We start from the raw sequence: 18,919 nt of genomic DNA, 5'->3' as shown, positions 1-18,919 counted from the left end.
GGCGGATTTGAAATCCGCCCCCCTTCATGCTTTATCGCAGCCAGGCCGGCAGCTTCTTCTCGTCCTTCTTCCGGAAGCTGCAGTCAATCGTGCAGGTCTTGCACGGACTCTTCGCCGCCAGCAAGGCGGGTTCCCCCTTGATCTTCTGCTCGATGAACTTCAAGCACTTGTTGACCCGGGCGTCGGGACCCTCCACGATGAGGGTGACGCAGCCCTCGGCGCCGCCCCAGCCGCCGGAGGCAAAGTGCACGGCGTCGATGCCGAACAGGTTCTCGATGGCGTCGATCTCCGTGAAGACGATCCCGTCGGAAACGCAGGCCATCCCGACGGGAGGCCCGATCGCCTTGTCCATCGTCAGCGTCCCTCCGTACTGGGCCGCCATCGGCACCGAGGGAACCATCTTCTCCAGCCCTACGGGATAGATCATCTCCAGGCCCCGGGCCTTCATGGCCATGTAGAACTGTCCCATCGTCCCGCCGACCGGGCTCACCATGATGACGCCGACGTTCCCGTTGGCATCCAGCGCATTGGCCCCCTTGAGCATGACGTCTCCGGGACCCAGCTTGTCGAGGACGGATCCCGGCTCCACGGGAAGGATCTTTCCCTTGTGGAAGGTGACGGGCTTCGTCCGGTCCTCCGCCCCCAGAACGCACAGGACGCCGCGGATAACCTGGCCGGCCACGTAACCCTCCTTGCGGACCTTCTGCCCCAGCAGCTCCTCGAGGATGTACGCGTTGGTCGACCCCCGGCCGATGAGGAGGTATCCTTTGTTTTTCGCGTCCTGGATGCTCGGGAGGGATGCCACGCCCTTGCCGATCAGCCGCTTCGATTCCGCCGGGGTAAGGGTAAAGAGTGCCTGCATCGGAAATCTCCTTTCTTGGTTCGGCCCGAAGGGCCTGGGAAACGGGGGGGAACGCTCCTTATGATCTTGTGAAAACAGGGGCGGGAATGGACATCGCCGCACCCTGGCGACGATAGCACGGCCGGCGGCGAAAAAACAGAGGTCCGGTGAAAAAATGGGGATCCGTTGCAATCGGCCGCGGCCGGCGGTATAAAAGACCTGCCGCAGCCGTCACCGGCGGCGGGAACGGCCCGCGGCTGCCGGCATTCGGGACCGGACGATCCGATCACCCTCTGTCCCCGATCCGGCGGGACACAGTCTCTAGAACAGGGCGTTTCGATGAAACGAATGCGCATCATCGTGTCGGGCATCGTCCAGGGCGTGGCCTTCCGGGCCTGGACGGTCCGGACGGCCCGAGCCCGGGGCGTGACGGGATGGGTCCGAAATCTGCCGGACGGCCGGGTCGAGGCCCTCGTCGAGGGGGAGGACGAGGCGGTGGACGCCGTCGCCGCCTGGTGCCGGCAGGGCCCTCCCGCGGCGACGGTCACGAACATGGAGGCCCGGGAAGAGCCCTATTCGGGCGAATTCCAGGACTTCCGCATTCGCTACTGAACAAAAAACGGCAAAGGGGAACAGAATGCAATCCGTCCCCCTTGCCATTGATATTTGAAGCGGTTCAAAACAGATCCGACGGAAGGCCCCTTCTGCCCGTTGTCACACCGGCTCGAACGCCCCCGTCTTCTCCAGCTGGTCCAGCACCGCCAGGTAGCGCTCGTCCCGCTTCCGCAGGATCTCCTCCTCCGACCTTCCGCCGTAATCGAAAAGCCCCTTCGAGGTCTTCACGCCCAGTTCTCCCCTGGCCACGGGATCGGCGATGAAGGGCGGCGACTGGCCCAGGGCGCTCTTGATCATGATGTCCACCAGGTCCAACCCCGTGAAGTCGAGGGTCTGGACAGCGCCGACCACGGGAAGCCGGACCCCCAGGCTGGTCTTGACCGCCAGGTCGATGTCCTCCGGGGAGGCCCAGCCGTTCTTCAGGATCTCCAGGACGCCGAAAAAAATCATCTGCTGGATCCGGTTGACGATGAAGCTGGGGACGAACTGCTTGAGGACCACGGGCTTTTTCCCCAGGCGCTGCATGAGCTTCACGGCGATGTCCATGGCGGCGGGAGACGTCTGGGGCCCGGGAACGACCTCCACCAGGGGAATGATGTGGGGCGGCGCAAACCAGTGAGTGATGAGCAGCCGCTCGGGCCGGTGAATTTCACCAACGATGGAGAATATGTCCAGGGACGACGTGTTGCTTGCGAGGATGGCCCCATCCGGACAGATCCGCTCGAGTTGCTGAAAGACGACTTTTTTGACGTCCGGCACCTCCACGACGGCTTCAATGGCAAAATCGGCGCCTTCCGCCGCCACAGCCAGGTCCGTCGACGGAATGATCCGCCCGAGGATGGCCGGAATTTCTTTCCGCTTCACCGATCCATGAGCCGCCAGGGTCTCCAGATTGACCCGGATGAGCCGCATGGCGCGCTCCAGGAGCTCGCCCTTCGTGTCCGCGAGCCCGGTCTCGATCCCATGCTGGGCAAAGACCTGGGCGATGGAATGCCCCATGGTCCCCGCGCCGACAACAACCGCCCGTTTCATTTCACTCACCTTGACCATGTCTCCTCTCCTTTTTGACTAAAAAAAGGGGCAGAGTATCCCTCTGCCCCTCGTTTACTGTCTTGTGTCGCCCGTTCGTTCAAGGTCGTCCGCTCCGTTCGATCTCGTTGAACGGCGCGTTCATAGCACACTTTCGGGACTTTTCCTACCGGTGAAAAAGGGATTTGCAAAAGAAGGGACCGGTTTGAAACCGGTCTCCTGCGCAGCAATCCATCCGCCCCTTTTCGGGGATGCCCCCGTTTTGCTTTTTTTCGTGCCGTCCACGATCCGGAGCAGGTCCCTTGACGATGGCCCGCTTTCCATCTATTGTCGGCCCGGGTGGTTGACGGCGCACAGGCCATGCGTTCCGGCAGTGCAACGCCCTTCCCCATTCCCTGGTGATGAAATGAGGACCTATGAAAAACAAGGAAATCAAGGTTCGAGGATTCCATCTCGATCAGTTCGGACATGTCAACAACGTGCGGTATCCCGAAATGCTGGAGGAAGCCCGCTACGACTTCTTCGACCGGTTTCCCGGGTTCTTCGAGCGAGTGCAGAAAACCGGCCATTATCTCCCCGTCACCGAGATCCACATCTACTACAGAAAGCCCGCCTTCCTGGACGACGTTCTGGACATCCGGACCCGGATCTCCAGCCTGGGCGAGACAAGCGGCACCATCCACCAGACCGTCACCCTCCAGGGCACCGACCGGACCATCCTGGAGGCGGATGTCATGTTCGTCGCCGTCGATCTGAAGACGGGCCGGCGGGCGGCCATCGAGGGAAACCTCCGCGCCGAAATCGCCTCCGTCATCGACGGATGCGACGGTTGAAGAACCGGGAGATGGGGGGATAGACCTTCCGGATCGAACGCAGAAAAAAGGGCCGGTCTCCCGACCGGCCCTTTCCTCTTCCGCGCATCATTTCCGCTCAGAGCTTATGGCAAGCCGCGCATTCCAGCTTTGCCTTCCCGTTCTGATGCACCTTGTGGACACCCGTTGAAAACTTCGTCGGTTCGCTCTTGGCCGGGTCGGGGGCGTGGCAGGTCAGGCAGGCATCTCCCTTGCCGACGTCCGGATGCTGTTTGGGCATGATTTTGCCGTAGTCCTTGTGGCATGAACCGCACGCGTTGTCCTTCAGCGGCGGCCCTCCGGCGGTCACGGCGGTGCCAAGCATGGCGCAGAGGAACAGGACTGCGCAGGCAAGGATACCGAGCTTTTTCCAGATCCGCATTTTCGATTCTCCTTTCTCGTTTCTCGACAGCGATCAAACGATCTCCATCGCCTGACCGATTGCCCGAAAGGCTACCGCCGGGCAGCCGGAAAGTCAAGCCGGCTTGTTGGACGCAAGTCCCCGTTTTCAATATTTATTTATGCCATCCGCAGCATATGCCCCGGGAGACGTATGCAGAGAATGTCATTGCATCGACAGGATCATCGGATTTATAAAACCGTCATCCCTGTTTCGATTCGAGCGACCATGCCGGCCAACTTACCGCCCCATTACTTCGATGCAGAGCAGCGCTTCCGGGAGGCCCGGACCCCCGCGGCCAAGATCGAGGCCCTGGAGGAGATGCTCGCCATCATGCCCAAGCACAAGGGCACCGACAAGCTCAAGGCGATGCTCCGGGAGCGGATCTCCAAGCTGAAGGAGCAGGGACTGAAGAAGGCGGGGGGGGCGAAGGCGAAGACCCCTTACAGCATCGAGCGGGAGGGGATCGCTCAGGTCGTTCTCACGGGGATGCCCAACACCGGCAAGTCCTCCCTCCTCAACCGGCTCACCAAGGCGACGGCGGAAGTGGGCGAGTTCCCGCACACGACCCACCGGCCCACGCCGGGCATGGCGCCCTATGAAAACGTCCAGATCCAGCTCATAGACACGCCCCCCGTCACACCCGAATACACCGACCCGGAGCTGGGGGACCTGCTCCGCCGGTCCGACATTGTCGTCGTCCTCCTGGATCTCCAGGCGGATCCCCTGACCCAGCTGGAAGAGACCCTCGCCGTCCTCGGCGGATTCCGGGTCTTCCCGGAGGGCTGCCCGCTCCCGCCGGATCTGAAGAAGATCCCCTTCGTCAAGACGATGCTCGTGGCGGTCAACAAGACGGACCGTCCGGAACACGAGGCGGACTATGAAACGTTCCTGGAGCTGTCGGAGGTGAATATCCCCGCCATGGGGATTTCGGCGAAGACGGGGCGGAACCTGATGGCCTTCCTGGAGCGGCTCTACGGGATGTCCGGCGTGACCCGGGTCTACACCCGGCGGCCGGGGAAGGACCCGGACATGACAGCCCCTTTCGTGATCCCGACGGGCTGCACCGTGGATGAACTGGCGGAGATGATCCACAAGGACTTCGTGGCCAAGCTCCGGTACGCCCGGATCTGGGGGCGGGCCGTCCGGGACGGCCAGATGGTCCAGCGGGACTATGTGCTTCAGGACGGCGACGTCGTGGAGCTCTGCGTCTGATCCGCCTCATCCCCCGTCCGGAATTCCTTCAGAAAGTCCAGAAAGAGCGCATGATGGGGCTTGAACCGGAAGTTCTTTTTATGGATCAGGTGGAAGGACCGTTCGATGTTCCAGCCTCTCACTGGCACAATACGTAACCTTCCCGCCTCCACCTCCCGCCTTACAGCGTGGACGGAGATAAAAGCCGGTCCCACCCCCGCCAGGACCGCCTCCTTGACGGCCTCGGAGCTTCCCACTTCGCACAGGGCATGAAGGCAGGACGGATCCAGGCCGGTTTCCGCCCGGATATACGCCTCCACGGTCGCCCGGGTCGCCGAGCCCCGCTCCCTTCCGATGAAGGCTCCCTCCGACAGTTGCTCCGGGAGAAGCTCGCGCTCCCCGGCCCAGGGATGATCGGGCGACACCGCCAGGACGATGCGGTCGCTCCAGAGGGCAACGGATACGATCCCGCGGTGAACCGTCTTCTTCCCGACAAGGCCGATCTCGGCCTGATCGTGAAGCACGGCCTGCAGGGCCTCTTCGCTGTCGTGGGTCTGGACGTTGACCGTGATGCCGGGCTGCAGGCGGTGCCAGGCGGAGATCACCCGGGGCAGGATGTAGGTGGCCGGGATCGTGCTCGCGGCCACGTTCATGCGTCCCCTTCCCCCGTCCCGGCTGTAGGAGAGCTTGTCCCACGCGTCCTCCCGAAGGCGGAGGATCCGTCGGGCGTAGTCGAGGAGAACCAGACCTTCCGAAGTGAGGATTCCTCCCTCCCTCTGCCGTACCACGAGCGGTGTGCCGGCCAGTTCTTCCAGGTTTTGGATGTGCCGCGTAAGGGACGGCTGGGAGAGGTGGAGCCGCTGGGCGGCCCGGGAGAAGCTGCCGGTCTCGGCCAGGGCCGCCAGGGATTCCAGGTGCTGAAACGTAATGCTGCGCGAGTAGTCCTGTCTGGCGTTCATGTTCGATTCTCTAATCCGTTAAAGGGGGCGGATCTCGCGGTACGTGCCGCGACGGTCCAGGATATCGGCGACGCGGGGCCGCTCCGCAGCGGCGAAACGAATGCAGACGCCGCAGTCGGCGCTGATGTGCCGGGGCACCGGGATGAGCTTGTGGGAAATGCCCTCCTCAATGAGCAGCTTCTCCGCCTGCATGGCGTGATGGACGGAGTCGAAGAGGACCACCCACCAGGTCTCGACCGCCTCCGTCACGGCGAGACCACCCGGGCCGCCGCCATGGATTCGGCGATCTCGTACATGTTGGACACCGATCCGACGGACAGGCGGTCCGTGACGTTGAAGAAATTGAGGCACGTCCCGCACACGAGAACCTCCACGCCTGCATCCTTGAGCCGGCGCAGGTCATCCAGAGCCGGGGAGTCGTCGAGGGCCAGGAAAACCCCCGTGTTGTAGCAGACCACCTTTGCCGGAAGGGGATCGAGCTGCGTCAGGGTATGGATGAAGGCCTTGATCAGGATCTCCCCCAGGGCCTCGTTCCCCCGGCCCATCCGGTTCTCCGGAAGGGTTACGATGTAAGAACCTCCGCCCGCGGGCGTGCAGACGGCCAGTTCGTCCAGGTCCACCTCCGCAGCCGGCGCGGAGCCGCGGGTCAGGTGGATGTGGACGATCCCCCCGCCTTTTTCCTCCACGACCATGTCGCAGCCCATCTTCGCCCCGAGGCGGCGGATATTCTCCACCGCTGTTGTATTGTCCACGATCACTGCGATCCGTTCACTGGTTTCCAGGGCCTTCCGGGCCAGGATCACCGGCTGGGGGCATGCCAGGCCCCGGGCATCGATGATATCACGCATAACGATTCCTCCTTGTGCCGCTTGGCCGCCTGCGGCCGGCCCCCCGTTTCCCGACAGGAGCCCGGCATTTCTACCACAGGAGCCTGTTTCCGTTCTATCCTTTCCCGCAGGACGGAACCGCCGGTCGCTACAGCGGGTCCCGCCCTCCCCTTCCCGCCTGCCAGCGGCGCCAGAAAACGGGAATCAGCGACACCAGGACGACGAGGCCGATGCCGACTACCAGCGTGGTGGAAACCTTCCCCCGGATCAGGTCCAGGAGCGAACTCGAAAAAACAATGTAGGCGACGGTTGCCGGGAGCATGCATAGAAACGTCGCCACGGCGTAAGGCCAGAAGCGGATCTTCGTCATCCCGAAGGCGTAGTTCAGGAGGTTGAACGGAAACAGCGGGATCAGACGGGTGAAGGCCACGACTTTCCAGCCGTGCCGCTCGACCCCCTCGTCGAGTCGCCGCCACCGCGGGCTTCTCAGCTTCTTCTCGACCCAGTCCCGGGCCAGGTAGCGAGCGACGAGAAAGGCGAGGCAGGCGCCGGCGGTGGCGCTCGTGATGGTGTAGACGACCCCCCAGAAGGGGCCGAAGAGAATGCCTCCGGCGATGGTGAGCGGCAGGCCGGGCAGGAGCAGCGCCGGGGCCACCGTGTAGATCAGCATGTAAAGGGCCGGGGCGAGGATGCCGTACCCGGCGATGAGGCCCCGCAGGGCATCCTGGTCCAGGTAGCGGGTCGCCCCGGTCAGGCGAATCGCCGCGATGGCCCCCACCAGAACGGCCAGCAGGAGCAGCCGCAGGGCCCACCCGCCCTTCTTTTCCGGAGCGGCCCGGAAGGTCCGCTCCCGGGATGCGGCGACCGGCAGCTCCTTCCGGAAGCGGTTCTTGAGGCGGAGCCGGTTCAGGTAGGTGAAGGGCGCCTTCGCGATCCGGATCTTCCCCGCCAGGGCCTGTTCCGGCTCCCGCAGAACATCGAGGACGTGAACCGCAGGAGAGCGCTCGCCCAGCCGGCCGGCGCAACCGGCGCAGTAGGTGACGGCCGTGCGGTTTCCGATCTCCGCCGCCGCACGGCCAGCCCAGCGGCCGGACAGCTCCGGAGAAAGGCAGTCCGCACCCGCCCCATTGCCGCAGCAGAGCGTCCTTTCCCTCGCGTGTTCCATGTCGGCCGGCCGGATGCCCGCTCCGGCCACGAGCCGTCGCACGGCGTCGTGGGCTGCCCCGTGAAAGCGGATGCCGCAGGGATCGTGGACCAGCACGCCGCTGTTACTTGCCATGGCAGGCGGCTCCGCCACCGGCAGGACCTCATAGACCGTCCGGACCGCCAGCCCGCCGCCGTGCTCCCGGAACATGTCGTGGCAGTTGGGGCAGGCGACGAGGACCTCCCGGACACCGCGTTCCAAAAGCCAGTCCCGCATTTCCGAGAACATGGCGGTGCACTGGGCTTCCCGGCCGAGGTCCCCGGAGATCCGGCCGCAGCAGTCGAGGACGATGCCCAGAGAGGGTTCGTTCCCGCGAAGCGTTTCGAACAGTTCCCATGTCCGCTCCGGCCTCGTTCCGGGCAGGGCGCACCCGGGAAAGAGAACGGCCCGGCAGCCCTCGGGGAGGCCGTACCAGGTGAACCGGCGGGACATGCCACGGCGCTCGTAGGCCAGGAGGCCTTCGTGTTCGGGAAAAGCGCCCTTCCCTCGATCCGCTGACTCGCGGCGCATCTCCATAAACAGGTTCCGGGGAGCGAGGCCGGCGGGGCAGACGGCGTCGCACAAGCTGCAGAGGCTGCACTCGAAGGGAAGGATCTGCCCTTCCGCAGACGACGGGTCGTAACGCCGGGCGATCTCGCCGGGCGTCCCGTATTTCTCCAGGAACCCGCATTCCTCCACACAGAGGTTGCAGTCCTTGCAGTCCGCCGCCATGGCGGCCAGGAGTCCCCTCAGGGCGGGACGGACCGCCTGCGCCGCCGGCGCGACAGCCTCCTTCGCAGATCCATTTTTCCGGGAATCACTCATTCTCTTCAGCATAATCCTGTCCGCCGGGTCTCCTCAGACTGCATCCGTCCCCGAACCGAAATGGCTTTACCCCTTCCCGGCCAGCCGGTAAAAGACGACCAGGGGAAACGCCTCCCGGGCCGGCAGGACCTCCGGACGGCCCCGGAACCGGGAGTTGGGCCTGAAGATCCTCCGGGCCGTGCTCAGGTGCGGATAGACGGCGTTGCTCGTGATGCCGACGGGGCAGGACTCCAAGCAGGTCAGGCAGCCCGTCCGCTGCTCCTCCGCCGCCCTCCGGTTCCCGCCGAAGCGGAACCGGAACCCCTTTCCCGAGGAGTCGTAAAAAAGGCCGCCTGCGTCCACCTCCCGCGGAAGCCCCGGCCACGCGGCGGTCAGGGCTAGGACGTCACCCTCCACGGTTTTTCCGTAACCGTCCGGCGCCAGGTTATTCCCGGGCCGCGCCCCGATTCGGATCAGGGCGTCGTAAAGCGCCGGGGGCTCCGCCGGCGAGACCAGGATGAACCGGTCGGCGAATTTTCCCGTTTCGCAGCCGATGCCCCAGTGGGTCGTCGTCTCGGTGAGGTGCCGCAGGCTGATTTCCGCGTACATCGCCACGGTCCCCGTTTTCGGATCCGCCGCCAGGGGAGTCCCCCGGACGGGCCAGCCTCTCGGCCAAGCCGCCGCCCCCGGAACCTGGGCGGCCAGGAGCCGTCCCCGCGGACCGATGACCACGGCCCCCGTCGTGAGGAGCAGAAAAAGGAGAAAATCCCGGCGGGACATGCCACCTTCAGGATGATGTGAACATCTTTGCTCCAGCAGTAAAGGAATTTCTTTCATGGATTCGGAATCGCCTCCGCACCGGCCCCGAATTCTTCAACGCACCATTATTGATCCCAAAACGAGCGACGCCGGGGAGGAAGCCGCCGGCGTCGCCGTTCACGAGTCAAAAGAGGGTTGCCCTTTCCCCTATTTCACCTTTTCAATGGGATAGTCCGCCTCGTCCCAGGCCTTGATTCCGCCCGGGTGGCGATAGACGTTTTTGTATCCCAGCTTCACGGCCCACATGGCGCCGTTGTGGCTGCGGGTGCATTTCACAAACCCGCAGTAGAAGACGATCAGGCGGTTTTTGTCGGGACCGAGGAGCTTTTCCAGGGCAGCCTTCGTCTTGTCGTCCAGCTTCGTCATCTCCGGGATGGGGAACTCCATCTGGACGGCCCCGGGGACATGCTGCTTCTTGTAGCTCGCCTCGAAGGGCATGGTGTCGATGATCAGCATGGGTTTCTTCTGGTCCATCCAGGCCTTCAGTTCCGGAGTGGCCACGACCTTGTAGCCGCCTCGCGCCACTTCGGCGGCGAAGGTCACGGCGACCTTTTCCGTCTCGAGTTCCCTGGCGCCCCATGCCGCCACCGCCGCCCCGGCGAAGCCGAAGACCAGGGCCAGGCACAGCGCCATACCCAAAACCGCTTTCCGTTTCATCATGATTCCTTATTCTCCTTTCGTCTCTTCCTGGATTCTGTTGAGACCCGCTCGGGTCCGGAAACGCTGGTACCAGTACAGGTAGGGAATGACGATCCCCGTAATCACGAGATCACGGATAAAGGCATCCTGAAGGCTGCTCCTCCTGGCCAGTTCTTCCGCGCCGAAGCAGCCGCAGTCGACGTCCAGATCGCTCAAAATGCCATAGCCCAAGACGGCGATGAAGAGGACCATCAGGGCGGCGATGCCCGTCAGGCTCCCCCGGACCTGGAACAGGAGGCCGATTCCCGCGATGACCTCAACCAGCGGCAGGCCGATGGCGACCACCGGGAGAAGCGGCTCCGGTATCAGGTTGTAGGCCGAGATGGTGACGGCAAAGGCCTTCGGATCCAGGAGCTTGACGCCGCCCGCGTACAGAAACAGCGCCGCCATCGCCACCCGGAGCAGATGATACGGAAGGGGCGACGCGAGGATTCTTTTCAGACGATCGGACAGTTGGGACGCGTTCATCTGGTAACCGGCTTATCGGTGCCCGTCTTGTCGATTGCGGACCGTTGCATAACCAGGAGTCTCCGCAGGCGGGACGTAAGGGGATATATAATGATAAGGCATATGTCAAATTCATAATGTGCATAATAGTGCCCCTTCGATCAGCACGAGTCATAAACCTGGCGCCTGATGGTGAGAGGGTTGGGAGTGAAACGGGGTGCTGCAAGGATGTACGGACCCGGATCTTCACCGGCGAATGGGGGAACGGACGGGGGCGATAGTTCAGCGACGGGGTTTTCTGCCGATGTGAAGGCAGGTGACGCCGAGGGTCAGGGAATGGCACTCCACCGCCTCCAGCCCGGCGCTCCGCATGATGCCGGAGAAGACACGGGGCGGGGGGAAGGCAACGATGGATTCGGAGAGATACTGATAGGCCTCCGGGTTGCCCGACAGGGCGCCGGCGAGGCGGGGAAGGATCCGGCAGAGGTAAAACCGGTAGCAGGGACGGACCACGGGAATCTCCGGAAGGTGCATCTCCAGGACCATGACCTGTCCGCCCGGGACGACCACCCGGGCCATCTCCCGGAGAGCCCCGAGCCGGTCGGGCATGTTCCGGATGCCGAAAGCGACGGCGGCGACATCGAAAGACCCGTCGGCAAAGGGCAGAGCCAGAGCGTCTCCCTGAAGCAGCCGGATCCGCCCGGCCCCGCCGACCTTGTGCCGGGCGCCCTCGATCATCCCGGGGACGAAATCAAGGCCCGTCGCCTGGATCTCCCGATGGTGCCGCACGGCCTCGACGGCCAGGTCGGCGGTCCCGGTGGCCACGTCGAGGAACCGCCAGGTTTGCAGGAAGCGCATACGCCTGACGGCGAAGCGCCGCCAGGCCACATCGCGGCGGAGACTGAGCAGGCGGTTCAGGAAATCGTAGCGGCCCTCGATGTCCCCGAACATCTCCCGAACCCGGGAAATACGCTCCGGGTCCGGAGCGGCAAGGATCGGTTCGCCCCGTTTCACGCGGCCCCCCGCCGGCGCGCTGTCGGCCCGGCAGGTCCGTTGCGCCAGGGGCGCACGGTTCCGGTGCGCGCCGTCATAACATTGCCGCGGCAGGAGTCGCTTCCCGTCCCGGCGGTTTGATTGCTCGATTTCAACATGAAACGTCCATTGTCCATGATCCGACGCCGGGAGACGTTCCGGCGCAGGTGGTCGTTCCGGCCTACTTGCATCCGCCGCAGGTCAGGGCGCCGTCGCAGTTGGCAATGTCGCTCTCGCAGGAAGACCAGCTGCTCAGGACCGTGCCGTTCCACTTGCCCTTCTTCGTCTTGCAGACGGCCTGGAGGCGCGACGCATTCCAGGAGATGTCCTTGCAGGACCTGCGGAAGCTTCCCTTCGCGGTGCAGGTCAGTTTGCTCCTTGTGTTGGTTACGCTGCCGGATTCACAGAGACCATAGTAAATGGAGGTGCCGGAGAACTTCCCCTTGTAGCTGCACTGGCAGACCAGTTCCTGGCCGTCGTCCATGCAGTCCTTGCAGGTCTTGCTGTAGCTTCCCCCGGGCAGCGCCTGCGCCGGCATGGCCATCACGAGTCCCGCCAGGAACAGAACGGCGAATGCCGTCCAGAACATGTTTCCCCTCTTCCGCCGTTCCGCTTCGATTCCCTTCATGGCTGTCTCCTTTCCGTGGGGTTGAATATGAATCCCCGGTTCACCCGAGGCCCTGACTCCTCGATATGCGGCTCCCTCGACATCTCCGGCCGGTCGTCGAATCGCAGAACGTCCACACCTGCACACGGATCGTTCGTGTTCGTCGGTGCGGAGAGCAATACCGGAACCGGGCGCCTTTCCTTCCCTGTTCCCGGGGGTGGATCCTGTCAGTGCAGGTGCCGACCGTTGCCCGGATGGTCCGCGAACTGGGCCGTCAGGGCGTTGTAGTAGGCGGTCAGGTGCTCCATGAATTCGTTGAACTCGTCTTTCGAGCGGAACTCCACCTGGCCGAAGAACGTCTGGAAGGCCGCCGTGAACCCGCGGCTGCGCGACTTGCTGGTGGTCGCCCGGGCGATCTCCAGGGCCCTGCGCTTGATGAGGGGAAACAGGTCCGCCTGGCCCCGGGCCGCGAGAAATCGGCGCAGGGCCGTTTCTTCCGCCCGTTCCTGGCTGACGAAGTTCCGGGCCTGAAGGCGGGCCTGGGCAAGTTCGTCCTCCTGGAGGAGCCGTTCCTTTTCCTTCTCGGCCCAGGGAAGATGGCACTGTTCGAAGAGGCCGCCGGATCCGCAGGGGCAGGGCTCCTTCAGGCCGATGCGCCCCATGTTCTCCAGGAGCCAGTCCTCCCAGTCCCGCTGGCGGAACATGGCCTCCCGGACCGCCCAGTGGCGCTCCCGCTCCCGGATGGCGTCGGGATCGTAGAAATCCTCGAGATTCCTGCGGGAGGCCGGTGGATTGGACCTGTCCTCGAAAAACGACTCCATATCCTCCCAGGTGACCGTTTCCAGGTCCGCCTCGCCCCGCTCGTAGTATTGCCGGAACAGGGTCTTCAGGTCCCGCCGCCCCGCCTGGGCGAAATCAGCCATCAGGTTCGTCCGGATGATGAAATCCCCCGCGGTTTCCATGAGGAGCTCCAGGAGAAACGCCTCGACCCCCTCCCGGCCCTCGATGAAATCGTGCCAGAGGTTCCACAGTCCCAGGATCTCATTGACCACATAAGGCTCGCCGTGCGCGACGTTGGCCCGGATGTGGTCCTGAAGGCGCGGAATGGCCCCGGGACCGAGGCGGGCGTAACACTCCGGCAGGGCCTCGGCGATCCAGTCGATCTGGCGGTCCGCCGCAAAGCCGGAGGCCTCCAGCAGGGCATCGACGGATCGCAGGTCCGCGAGGATCCCCAGGAGGTAAACGGCATGGATGACGCCCCAGCCCCGACCGTCCTCCCAGTCGTAATTCTCCTCGTGAAAGAGCACCTCGCACAACATCGGGAGCATCGCCTCCCGTCTTCGCTTCACCTCTTTCACGAAATCAGCCCCCAGCCGGTCTTCCCCGGAAAAAATCTGCCGGGCCAGCAGACCGTCGTCCATGTCCTTATACGCCATTACCACAACCTTTCGGAATCGCGTGCAAATACGAAACATCCTGCGGAAGCCGCAGAGGCATTATAGAGACAAATTTCCGTTTTGCAACCGGCCTGTGACCATTTCCCGGAGAAAAAGCATACGAACCGGCGGCACCTGTCGCCGCATCCGGGAAACCGGGGGACCAAACCGGCGGCTCCGTGAAAGACGCCGCCGCACCCGGACCGGATACTGCGCCGGGAGCCCTGCCGGACGGATTCGCACGGTTCTTTGCATGGTCCTGCTTGACATGGGCCCTCGTCCGGCCGATCATTCGCATCACGAACCTGAACATTCACGGAAGAAAGGCAGAAACGACCGATGCCGGAAACAGGGAATAAACAGGCGGATTATCTCATCAAGGCCGTCAGTCCGTCGCTCTTCACCGCAGCGCGCTATCCCGACCTGATCGTCGCCCTTCTGATCGCCAACCTCCTGTCGCCGACGCTCTGGGAACTGGCCGGCCGGATCCGTTCCGGCGGGGCTGGCCCCGGCGGCATCGAGCCGTCCATGAAGAAGCTCCACCAATTCGTGAACAGGAACTTCTACCATACCAAATCGATCGAATTCTTCCGGATCTGGGGACTTTACGAGCGTGAGGCGATCACGGACCCCGACGAGCTGTTCAGCAGCGACCGGGCCATGTCCATCATCAAAAAGGGAATGGAGGTCATTCAGGACCCGGCCGTCGGGCTCCTGAACGAACTGATCGACAATGGCGCCGCCCCCCGCTACGTCTACCCGACCGTGGACGTGATCCTGGCGTACGGCCGATTTCTGAAGGGGATGAAAACACACCCGCTGGGCATGACCTCCTGCCTCGACGAATGCGTGCTCATCGCCTCCCTGGCCCTGGCCTCCGGCTCCTGCAGGATGGAGGATGTCGTCTTCGTGGGATCTCCGCTGCACTACACGCTGTATCTTTTCCCGGACGACGAAGGATACATGTTCAACGCCAAAAGGGAGTTTTTCAGCAGGCAAGCGTGGCTCGAACTCGCGGGAGGCGACCGGGAACGCTCCGGCCGCATGTTCCTCGAGAAGCTCTACATTTGCGACCGGATTATCACGCCTTTCGGGTACTGTGTTTTCCCGGACGGCCCCACGACCATCCCCCCCGGACGCATGGCGGAGGTGGCGGAACGGATCACCCGCTTTCTCTCCTCGCGTCCGGCGGAGATCTCCCGGGCGCTGGAGACCACCCGGCGGGCGGAAGCCCCCGGCCCCGCCGGCGCGGAGTGCGTCGGCGCCGCGTTGCCGATGGGGCGCGAGGCCGTCGAGGCCGCAACTCTCCAGGGGACGCCGGACCGCGATGTCTCCGTTCTGGACGCGGCGCTGTACGCCTTCCGGCACCCTCGCGTCAGGGAGCCTGCACTGTACAGGGAAGCGGCCATGAGGGGATTCAAGTCCTTCATCCTGTCCGGCGGCGTATCCTGTATCGAAGACGCGCAGGAGATTGCAGACGGCATCACCGGCCGGGAATCCATTTACGGCCCCACCTCCCGCATCGCCATGCCGGATGAAGTGCTGGCCTTCGATACGGCAAGCGACGAGGAGAGGGACCTGCTCGTGGAAACACTCCTCCGGCACTCCCGGCCCAGGCCGTAGGCCTCGGCGTTTTTCAGCTCCCGTGCCGCCTCATGACCGGCGGCACCGTCCGCTCGCCGCGTTCCCGGGCCGTCACGGATTGTTTTAAGTTGCATGGTGGGAAGAATCCCTTTATATTTAAATCGTTCCCCGCGCACCCCACGGAGGTGGGCAAGAATGAATGTCCGGCAGTCCCTTTTTCGGCGCCTCCGCAGCCCCCTCGTTTCCGCAAGCGGTCCGGTTGAGGACCCGGCGACATTCCGGGAAGAGCTCAACAACCAGTGCGGCAGGATCATCCTGTTCGTCGCCCTGATCACAACCTTTGCCTGGCTCGCCTACATCCCGATCGATCAGAGGCTCCACCCTCATGAGCCCTTCATCATCGTGCTCCGGATCGGCCTGTCCGTGGTCGGCCTCGCGATTCTGATCCTGCAGGCCTTCCGGCAATTCGACCGATACAACCTGCTCTTCCTCTGCATCCTCAGCGCCTACGTCGGGATCGCCACGGGGCTGATCACGGGTCTGACCAGGGCCGATCCCGCTTACCTCGGCGGCTATCTATTCGTGCTGACGCTGCTCGCCCTGGTACCTATCCCCCTGTGGACCGCCTGGTCGATTCTGGCGGTTTCCCTCGCGGCTTTTTTCACCACAGGATTCGCCGGCGGCATGCATTTCGACTCCGACCGTGCGCGCTACAGCCTGAACGACCTGCTGATCGCAGCGTTCATCGTGGCTTTTTTCATTTTCCTGCTCAACCGGCTGCGCTTCAGGAGCTGGGAAAAATCGAAACAGATCGGGCAGCAAAACGAGACACTCCAGGCGGACAAAGCAAGGATCGACGACCTGCTTCACGACCTGAGACTCTCGGAAACAAAGTATCGCAAGCTCTTCGATCACTCGCCGACGGGCATCTTCCTCGCCACGGCCGAGGGAACGGTGCTCGCGGCGAACCGGGCGATGCTGGAGTCCCTGAAATTCGAATCGGTCGATGCGCTCAACGCCGCGGGCCTCCCGAACCTGTACATCGACCGGATGGACCAGACCGCCCTCTGGGAAAGGGTGCAGGAAGGACCCGTGTCGGGATACGAGACCGTCCTCCAACGGGCCGACGGCGCTCGGATTCCCGTTTCCATCAGCGCCTTCCTGGTGTCCGACGATTCGGGAGAAGCATCCTACCTGGAAGGCACGATCGAGGACATTACCGAACGCAGGCGTGCGGAGGAGGAAAAACGGGAATCCGAAGAGGCGCTGCGCCGGAGCGAGGAAAAGTACCGTCTCCTCACCGAGAACAGCGGAGACGTCATCTGGACGGTGGACCCGGAATTCCGTTTCACCTACGTGAGCCCCTCGATCAGGAAACTGCGGGGCGTGGACCCCGAGGAGGCGGTAAACGAACAGGCAGCGGATACGATGTCCCCCGAATCGTTTGAGGCCATCTTCAGCGCATACAATCGCCACCTCGCCGAAATCGAGCGGGGCGGCAACCCGACCGTGCGGGTGGAAGTCGAGCAATACCGCAAGGACGGTTCAAGCGTGTGGGTCGAGGCCTCCGTCAGAACCATGCGGGACGGCGAAGGACGGATGACGGGCTTCGTGGGTGTGTCCCGGGACATCTCCGAGCGCAGGCAGGCGGAGGCGGCACTCCGGGACTCGGAGCGGCGGTTGGCGGACATCATCGATTTTCTCCCCATCGCCACGATGGTCATCGACCGCGAGGGCCGGGTCACCGCCTGGAACCGGGCGATGGAAGCGATCACGGGCGTAAAGAGGGAGGATATCCTCGGAAAAAGCGACCACGAATATTCCCTCCCCTTCTACGGGGAGAGAAGGCCCATCCTGATCGACCTGGTGTTCACCCCGGAGGAGGAACTCGCCGCCAGGTACAGCCACATCCGCCGCGAGGGGAGCGTCCTTTCGGCGGAGGCGTTCATCCCGAGCCTGGGGATCATCCTGGTCGGGTATGCCAGTGCGCTGTACGGTGTTGACGGCAACATCATCGGAGCCATCGAGTCCATCCGCGACATCACCGACATCCGGCGGGTGGAGGAGGACCTGAAAGAGGCAAAGACGGTGGCCGAAGCGGCCAACCGCTCCAAGAGCGCGTTCCTGGCGAACATGTCCCACGAGATCCGAACGCCCATGAATGCCATCATCGGCTTCGCCCAGCTCATGGATCGGGACCCGGACCTTTCGCCGCAGTCGAGGGAGCACCTCGACATCATCAACCGCAGCGGCGAGCACCTGCTTGCGCTTATCAACGACATCCTGGAAATGTCCAAGATCGAGGCCGGGCGGGCGATTTTCGTACCGAACACTTTCGACCTGTACGCCTTCCTTCGGGACATCGAACGGATGTTCCGCCTCCGGACAGATGCAAAAAAACTGCGATTCCTGCTGGAGGAGGTCGGGCCCGTCCCGCGCTGGGCGGTCACGGACGAGGGGAAGCTCCGCCAGGTCCTCATCAACCTCTTGGGGAACGCTGTGAAATTCACCGAGGAGGGCGGCATCGCGCTGCGCCTCGCCGCCAGGGCCGGAAAGGAAGGCACGGTGAATCTCCGGTTCGAGGTGGAGGACACGGGGCCCGGCATGACCGATGAGGAAATCGGCCGCCTCTTCCAGGCCTTCGAGCAGGCCCGGGCCGGGGTCAAGAGCGGCGGAACCGGACTGGGACTGGCGCTGAGCCGGGGATTCGTCCAGGTCATGGGGGGAACCATCGCGGTGACCAGCGCCGTCGGCAAGGGAACGACCTTCCGCTTCGAGATCCCCGTGCGGGAAGGAACGGAGGAACTGGTGGGGATGAAGGAGATGAAGCGGCGCGTCCTCCGCCTCAAGCCCGGCCAGGACGAGATCCGCGTCCTCGTCGCCGACGACCGGGACACAAACCGCCGGCTCCTGTCGCAGCTGCTCGGCCCGGTCGGATTCGTCATCCGGGAGGCGGTCAACGGAGAGGAGGCCCTGCGGGCAATCCGGGAGTGGAAGCCCCGGGTGGTCCTTATGGACATGACCATGCCCGTCATGGACGGCTATGAGGCCACGCGCATCATCAAGGCGTCGCCGGAACTGAAGGACACGGCCGTCATCGCCGTCACGGCCAGCGCCTTCGAGGAAGACCGGCAGAGGATCTTCGCCGCCGGGGCCGACGGGTACCTGTCGAAACCGTTCAAGGAAGAGGAACTGTTCGACAACATCCGCCGGCTCACCGGGACCGAGTTCCTTTACGATGACGCCGGGGTTTCGGAGACGGCGCCCCACGGGGCGGATGACTCCGGAGAGATGCGCCGGATCGTCGCCGGCCTTGCCCCGGAGTTGGTCTCCCGGATGCGGGAAGCCGTGGAAAGCGCCGACATGGACCTCTTGAACGAACTGGTCGGGCAGGTCGCCCCGGATCACCCGGCCCTCTGCCGGCTTGTACGGGAAATGGCATCTCGATACGAATACGACACCCTGATCGAGCTTTTCTCTCCGGGAGCATGAGCCATGGCCATCGCCCGCAAAACCGATCCCGCACCGGCCTGCATCCTCATTGCAGACAACATGCCCGCCGACCTGACCTTATCGCTTCGCCCCTTTTCTA

At 63.7% G+C, this 18,919-nt stretch carries 18 protein-coding genes; 5 read left to right on the top strand and 13 right to left on the bottom strand.

The features are described from left to right. Positions 1–31: 31 nt before the first annotated feature. Entirely contained in the window at positions 32–862 is an 831-nt protein-coding gene (locus HPY65_05775; GenBank protein ID NPU83978.1) for a hypothetical protein, read from the bottom strand. 318 nt (positions 863–1,180) lie between these two features. Between HPY65_05775 and HPY65_05770 the strand changes: the two genes are divergently transcribed. Then, on the top strand, positions 1,181–1,453 hold the full coding sequence (locus HPY65_05770; GenBank protein ID NPU83977.1) for an acylphosphatase: 273 nt from the start codon (positions 1,181–1,183) through the stop codon (positions 1,451–1,453). A gap of 102 nt (positions 1,454–1,555) precedes the next feature. Here the strand turns inward: HPY65_05770 and HPY65_05765 are convergent, their stop codons facing one another. Beyond that, positions 1,556–2,506 carry a 3-hydroxyacyl-CoA dehydrogenase family protein gene (locus HPY65_05765; GenBank protein NPU83976.1) on the bottom strand — a complete coding sequence of 317 codons (951 nt, stop codon included), beginning with the start codon at positions 2,504–2,506 and terminating at the stop codon, positions 1,556–1,558. A gap of 395 nt (positions 2,507–2,901) precedes the next feature. Between HPY65_05765 and HPY65_05760 the strand changes: the two genes are divergently transcribed. Then, the gene (locus tag HPY65_05760; GenBank protein NPU83975.1) at positions 2,902–3,318 is read left to right on the top strand and encodes an acyl-CoA thioesterase; all 417 of its coding nucleotides are present in this window, start codon (positions 2,902–2,904) and stop codon (positions 3,316–3,318) included. 97 nt (positions 3,319–3,415) lie between these two features. On the opposite strand, the gene HPY65_05755 is transcribed toward HPY65_05760, so the two are convergent. Beyond that, positions 3,416–3,718 (bottom strand): hypothetical protein, encoded by a 303-nt coding sequence (locus HPY65_05755; protein ID NPU83974.1) that lies wholly within the window; start codon positions 3,716–3,718, stop codon positions 3,416–3,418. 246 nt (positions 3,719–3,964) lie between these two features. Between HPY65_05755 and HPY65_05750 the strand changes: the two genes are divergently transcribed. Continuing rightward, a complete protein-coding gene (locus tag HPY65_05750; GenBank protein ID NPU83973.1) occupies positions 3,965–4,951 on the top strand; it encodes a TGS domain-containing protein in 987 nt (328 codons plus the stop codon). On the opposite strand, the gene HPY65_05745 is transcribed toward HPY65_05750, so the two are convergent. The 10 genes from HPY65_05745 to HPY65_05700 form a co-directional block, all read right to left on the bottom strand. After that, on the bottom strand, positions 4,918–5,889 hold the full coding sequence (locus HPY65_05745; protein NPU83972.1) for a LysR family transcriptional regulator: 972 nt from the start codon (positions 5,887–5,889) through the stop codon (positions 4,918–4,920). The two genes, HPY65_05750 and HPY65_05745, sit on opposite strands and share 34 nt — an antisense overlap. Before the next feature lie 18 nt (positions 5,890–5,907). Then, positions 5,908–6,138, bottom strand: a complete 231-nt coding sequence (locus HPY65_05740) for a DUF3343 domain-containing protein (protein NPU83971.1) — start codon at positions 6,136–6,138, stop codon at positions 5,908–5,910. Continuing rightward, on the bottom strand, positions 6,135–6,737 hold the full coding sequence (gene yedF, locus HPY65_05735) for a sulfurtransferase-like selenium metabolism protein YedF (GenBank protein NPU83970.1): 603 nt from the start codon (positions 6,735–6,737) through the stop codon (positions 6,135–6,137). The genes HPY65_05740 and yedF overlap by 4 nt, the downstream gene beginning before the upstream one ends. Positions 6,738–6,864: 127 nt before the next feature. Further along, entirely contained in the window at positions 6,865–8,736 is a 1,872-nt protein-coding gene (locus tag HPY65_05730) for a hypothetical protein (GenBank protein ID NPU83969.1), read from the bottom strand. Between the two features lie 54 nt (positions 8,737–8,790). Next, positions 8,791–9,483 (bottom strand): hypothetical protein, encoded by a 693-nt coding sequence (locus HPY65_05725; GenBank protein NPU83968.1) that lies wholly within the window; start codon positions 9,481–9,483, stop codon positions 8,791–8,793. 186 nt (positions 9,484–9,669) lie between these two features. Further along, entirely contained in the window at positions 9,670–10,182 is a 513-nt protein-coding gene (locus HPY65_05720; protein ID NPU83967.1) for a rhodanese-like domain-containing protein, read from the bottom strand. A gap of 6 nt (positions 10,183–10,188) precedes the next feature. Then, complete coding sequence (locus HPY65_05715; protein NPU83966.1) at positions 10,189–10,689, bottom strand: DoxX family membrane protein; 501 nt, start codon at positions 10,687–10,689, stop codon at positions 10,189–10,191. Between the two features lie 261 nt (positions 10,690–10,950). Next, the gene (locus tag HPY65_05710; protein NPU83965.1) at positions 10,951–11,682 is read right to left on the bottom strand and encodes a class I SAM-dependent methyltransferase; all 732 of its coding nucleotides are present in this window, start codon (positions 11,680–11,682) and stop codon (positions 10,951–10,953) included. Positions 11,683–11,881: 199 nt separating this feature from the next. After that, positions 11,882–12,328: a hypothetical protein gene (locus HPY65_05705; GenBank protein ID NPU83964.1), complete on the bottom strand. Its 447-nt coding sequence runs from the start codon at positions 12,326–12,328 to the stop codon at positions 11,882–11,884. 206 nt (positions 12,329–12,534) lie between these two features. Next, the gene (locus tag HPY65_05700; GenBank protein ID NPU83963.1) at positions 12,535–13,743 is read right to left on the bottom strand and encodes an SEC-C domain-containing protein; all 1,209 of its coding nucleotides are present in this window, start codon (positions 13,741–13,743) and stop codon (positions 12,535–12,537) included. A 339-nt stretch (positions 13,744–14,082) separates the two neighbouring features. On the opposite strand from HPY65_05700, the gene HPY65_05695 reads away from it, so the two are divergent. Continuing rightward, positions 14,083–15,366, top strand: a complete 1,284-nt coding sequence (locus HPY65_05695) for a hypothetical protein (protein NPU83962.1) — start codon at positions 14,083–14,085, stop codon at positions 15,364–15,366. Between the two features lie 156 nt (positions 15,367–15,522). Next, entirely contained in the window at positions 15,523–18,819 is a 3,297-nt protein-coding gene (locus tag HPY65_05690; GenBank protein ID NPU83961.1) for a PAS domain S-box protein, read from the top strand. Positions 18,820–18,919 lie beyond the last annotated feature (100 nt).

This window comes from Syntrophaceae bacterium, assembly GCA_013177825.1.
Lineage (GTDB): Bacteria > Desulfobacterota > Syntrophia > Syntrophales > PHBD01 > PHBD01.
This window is presented reverse-complemented; position numbering and strand designations above follow the sequence as displayed.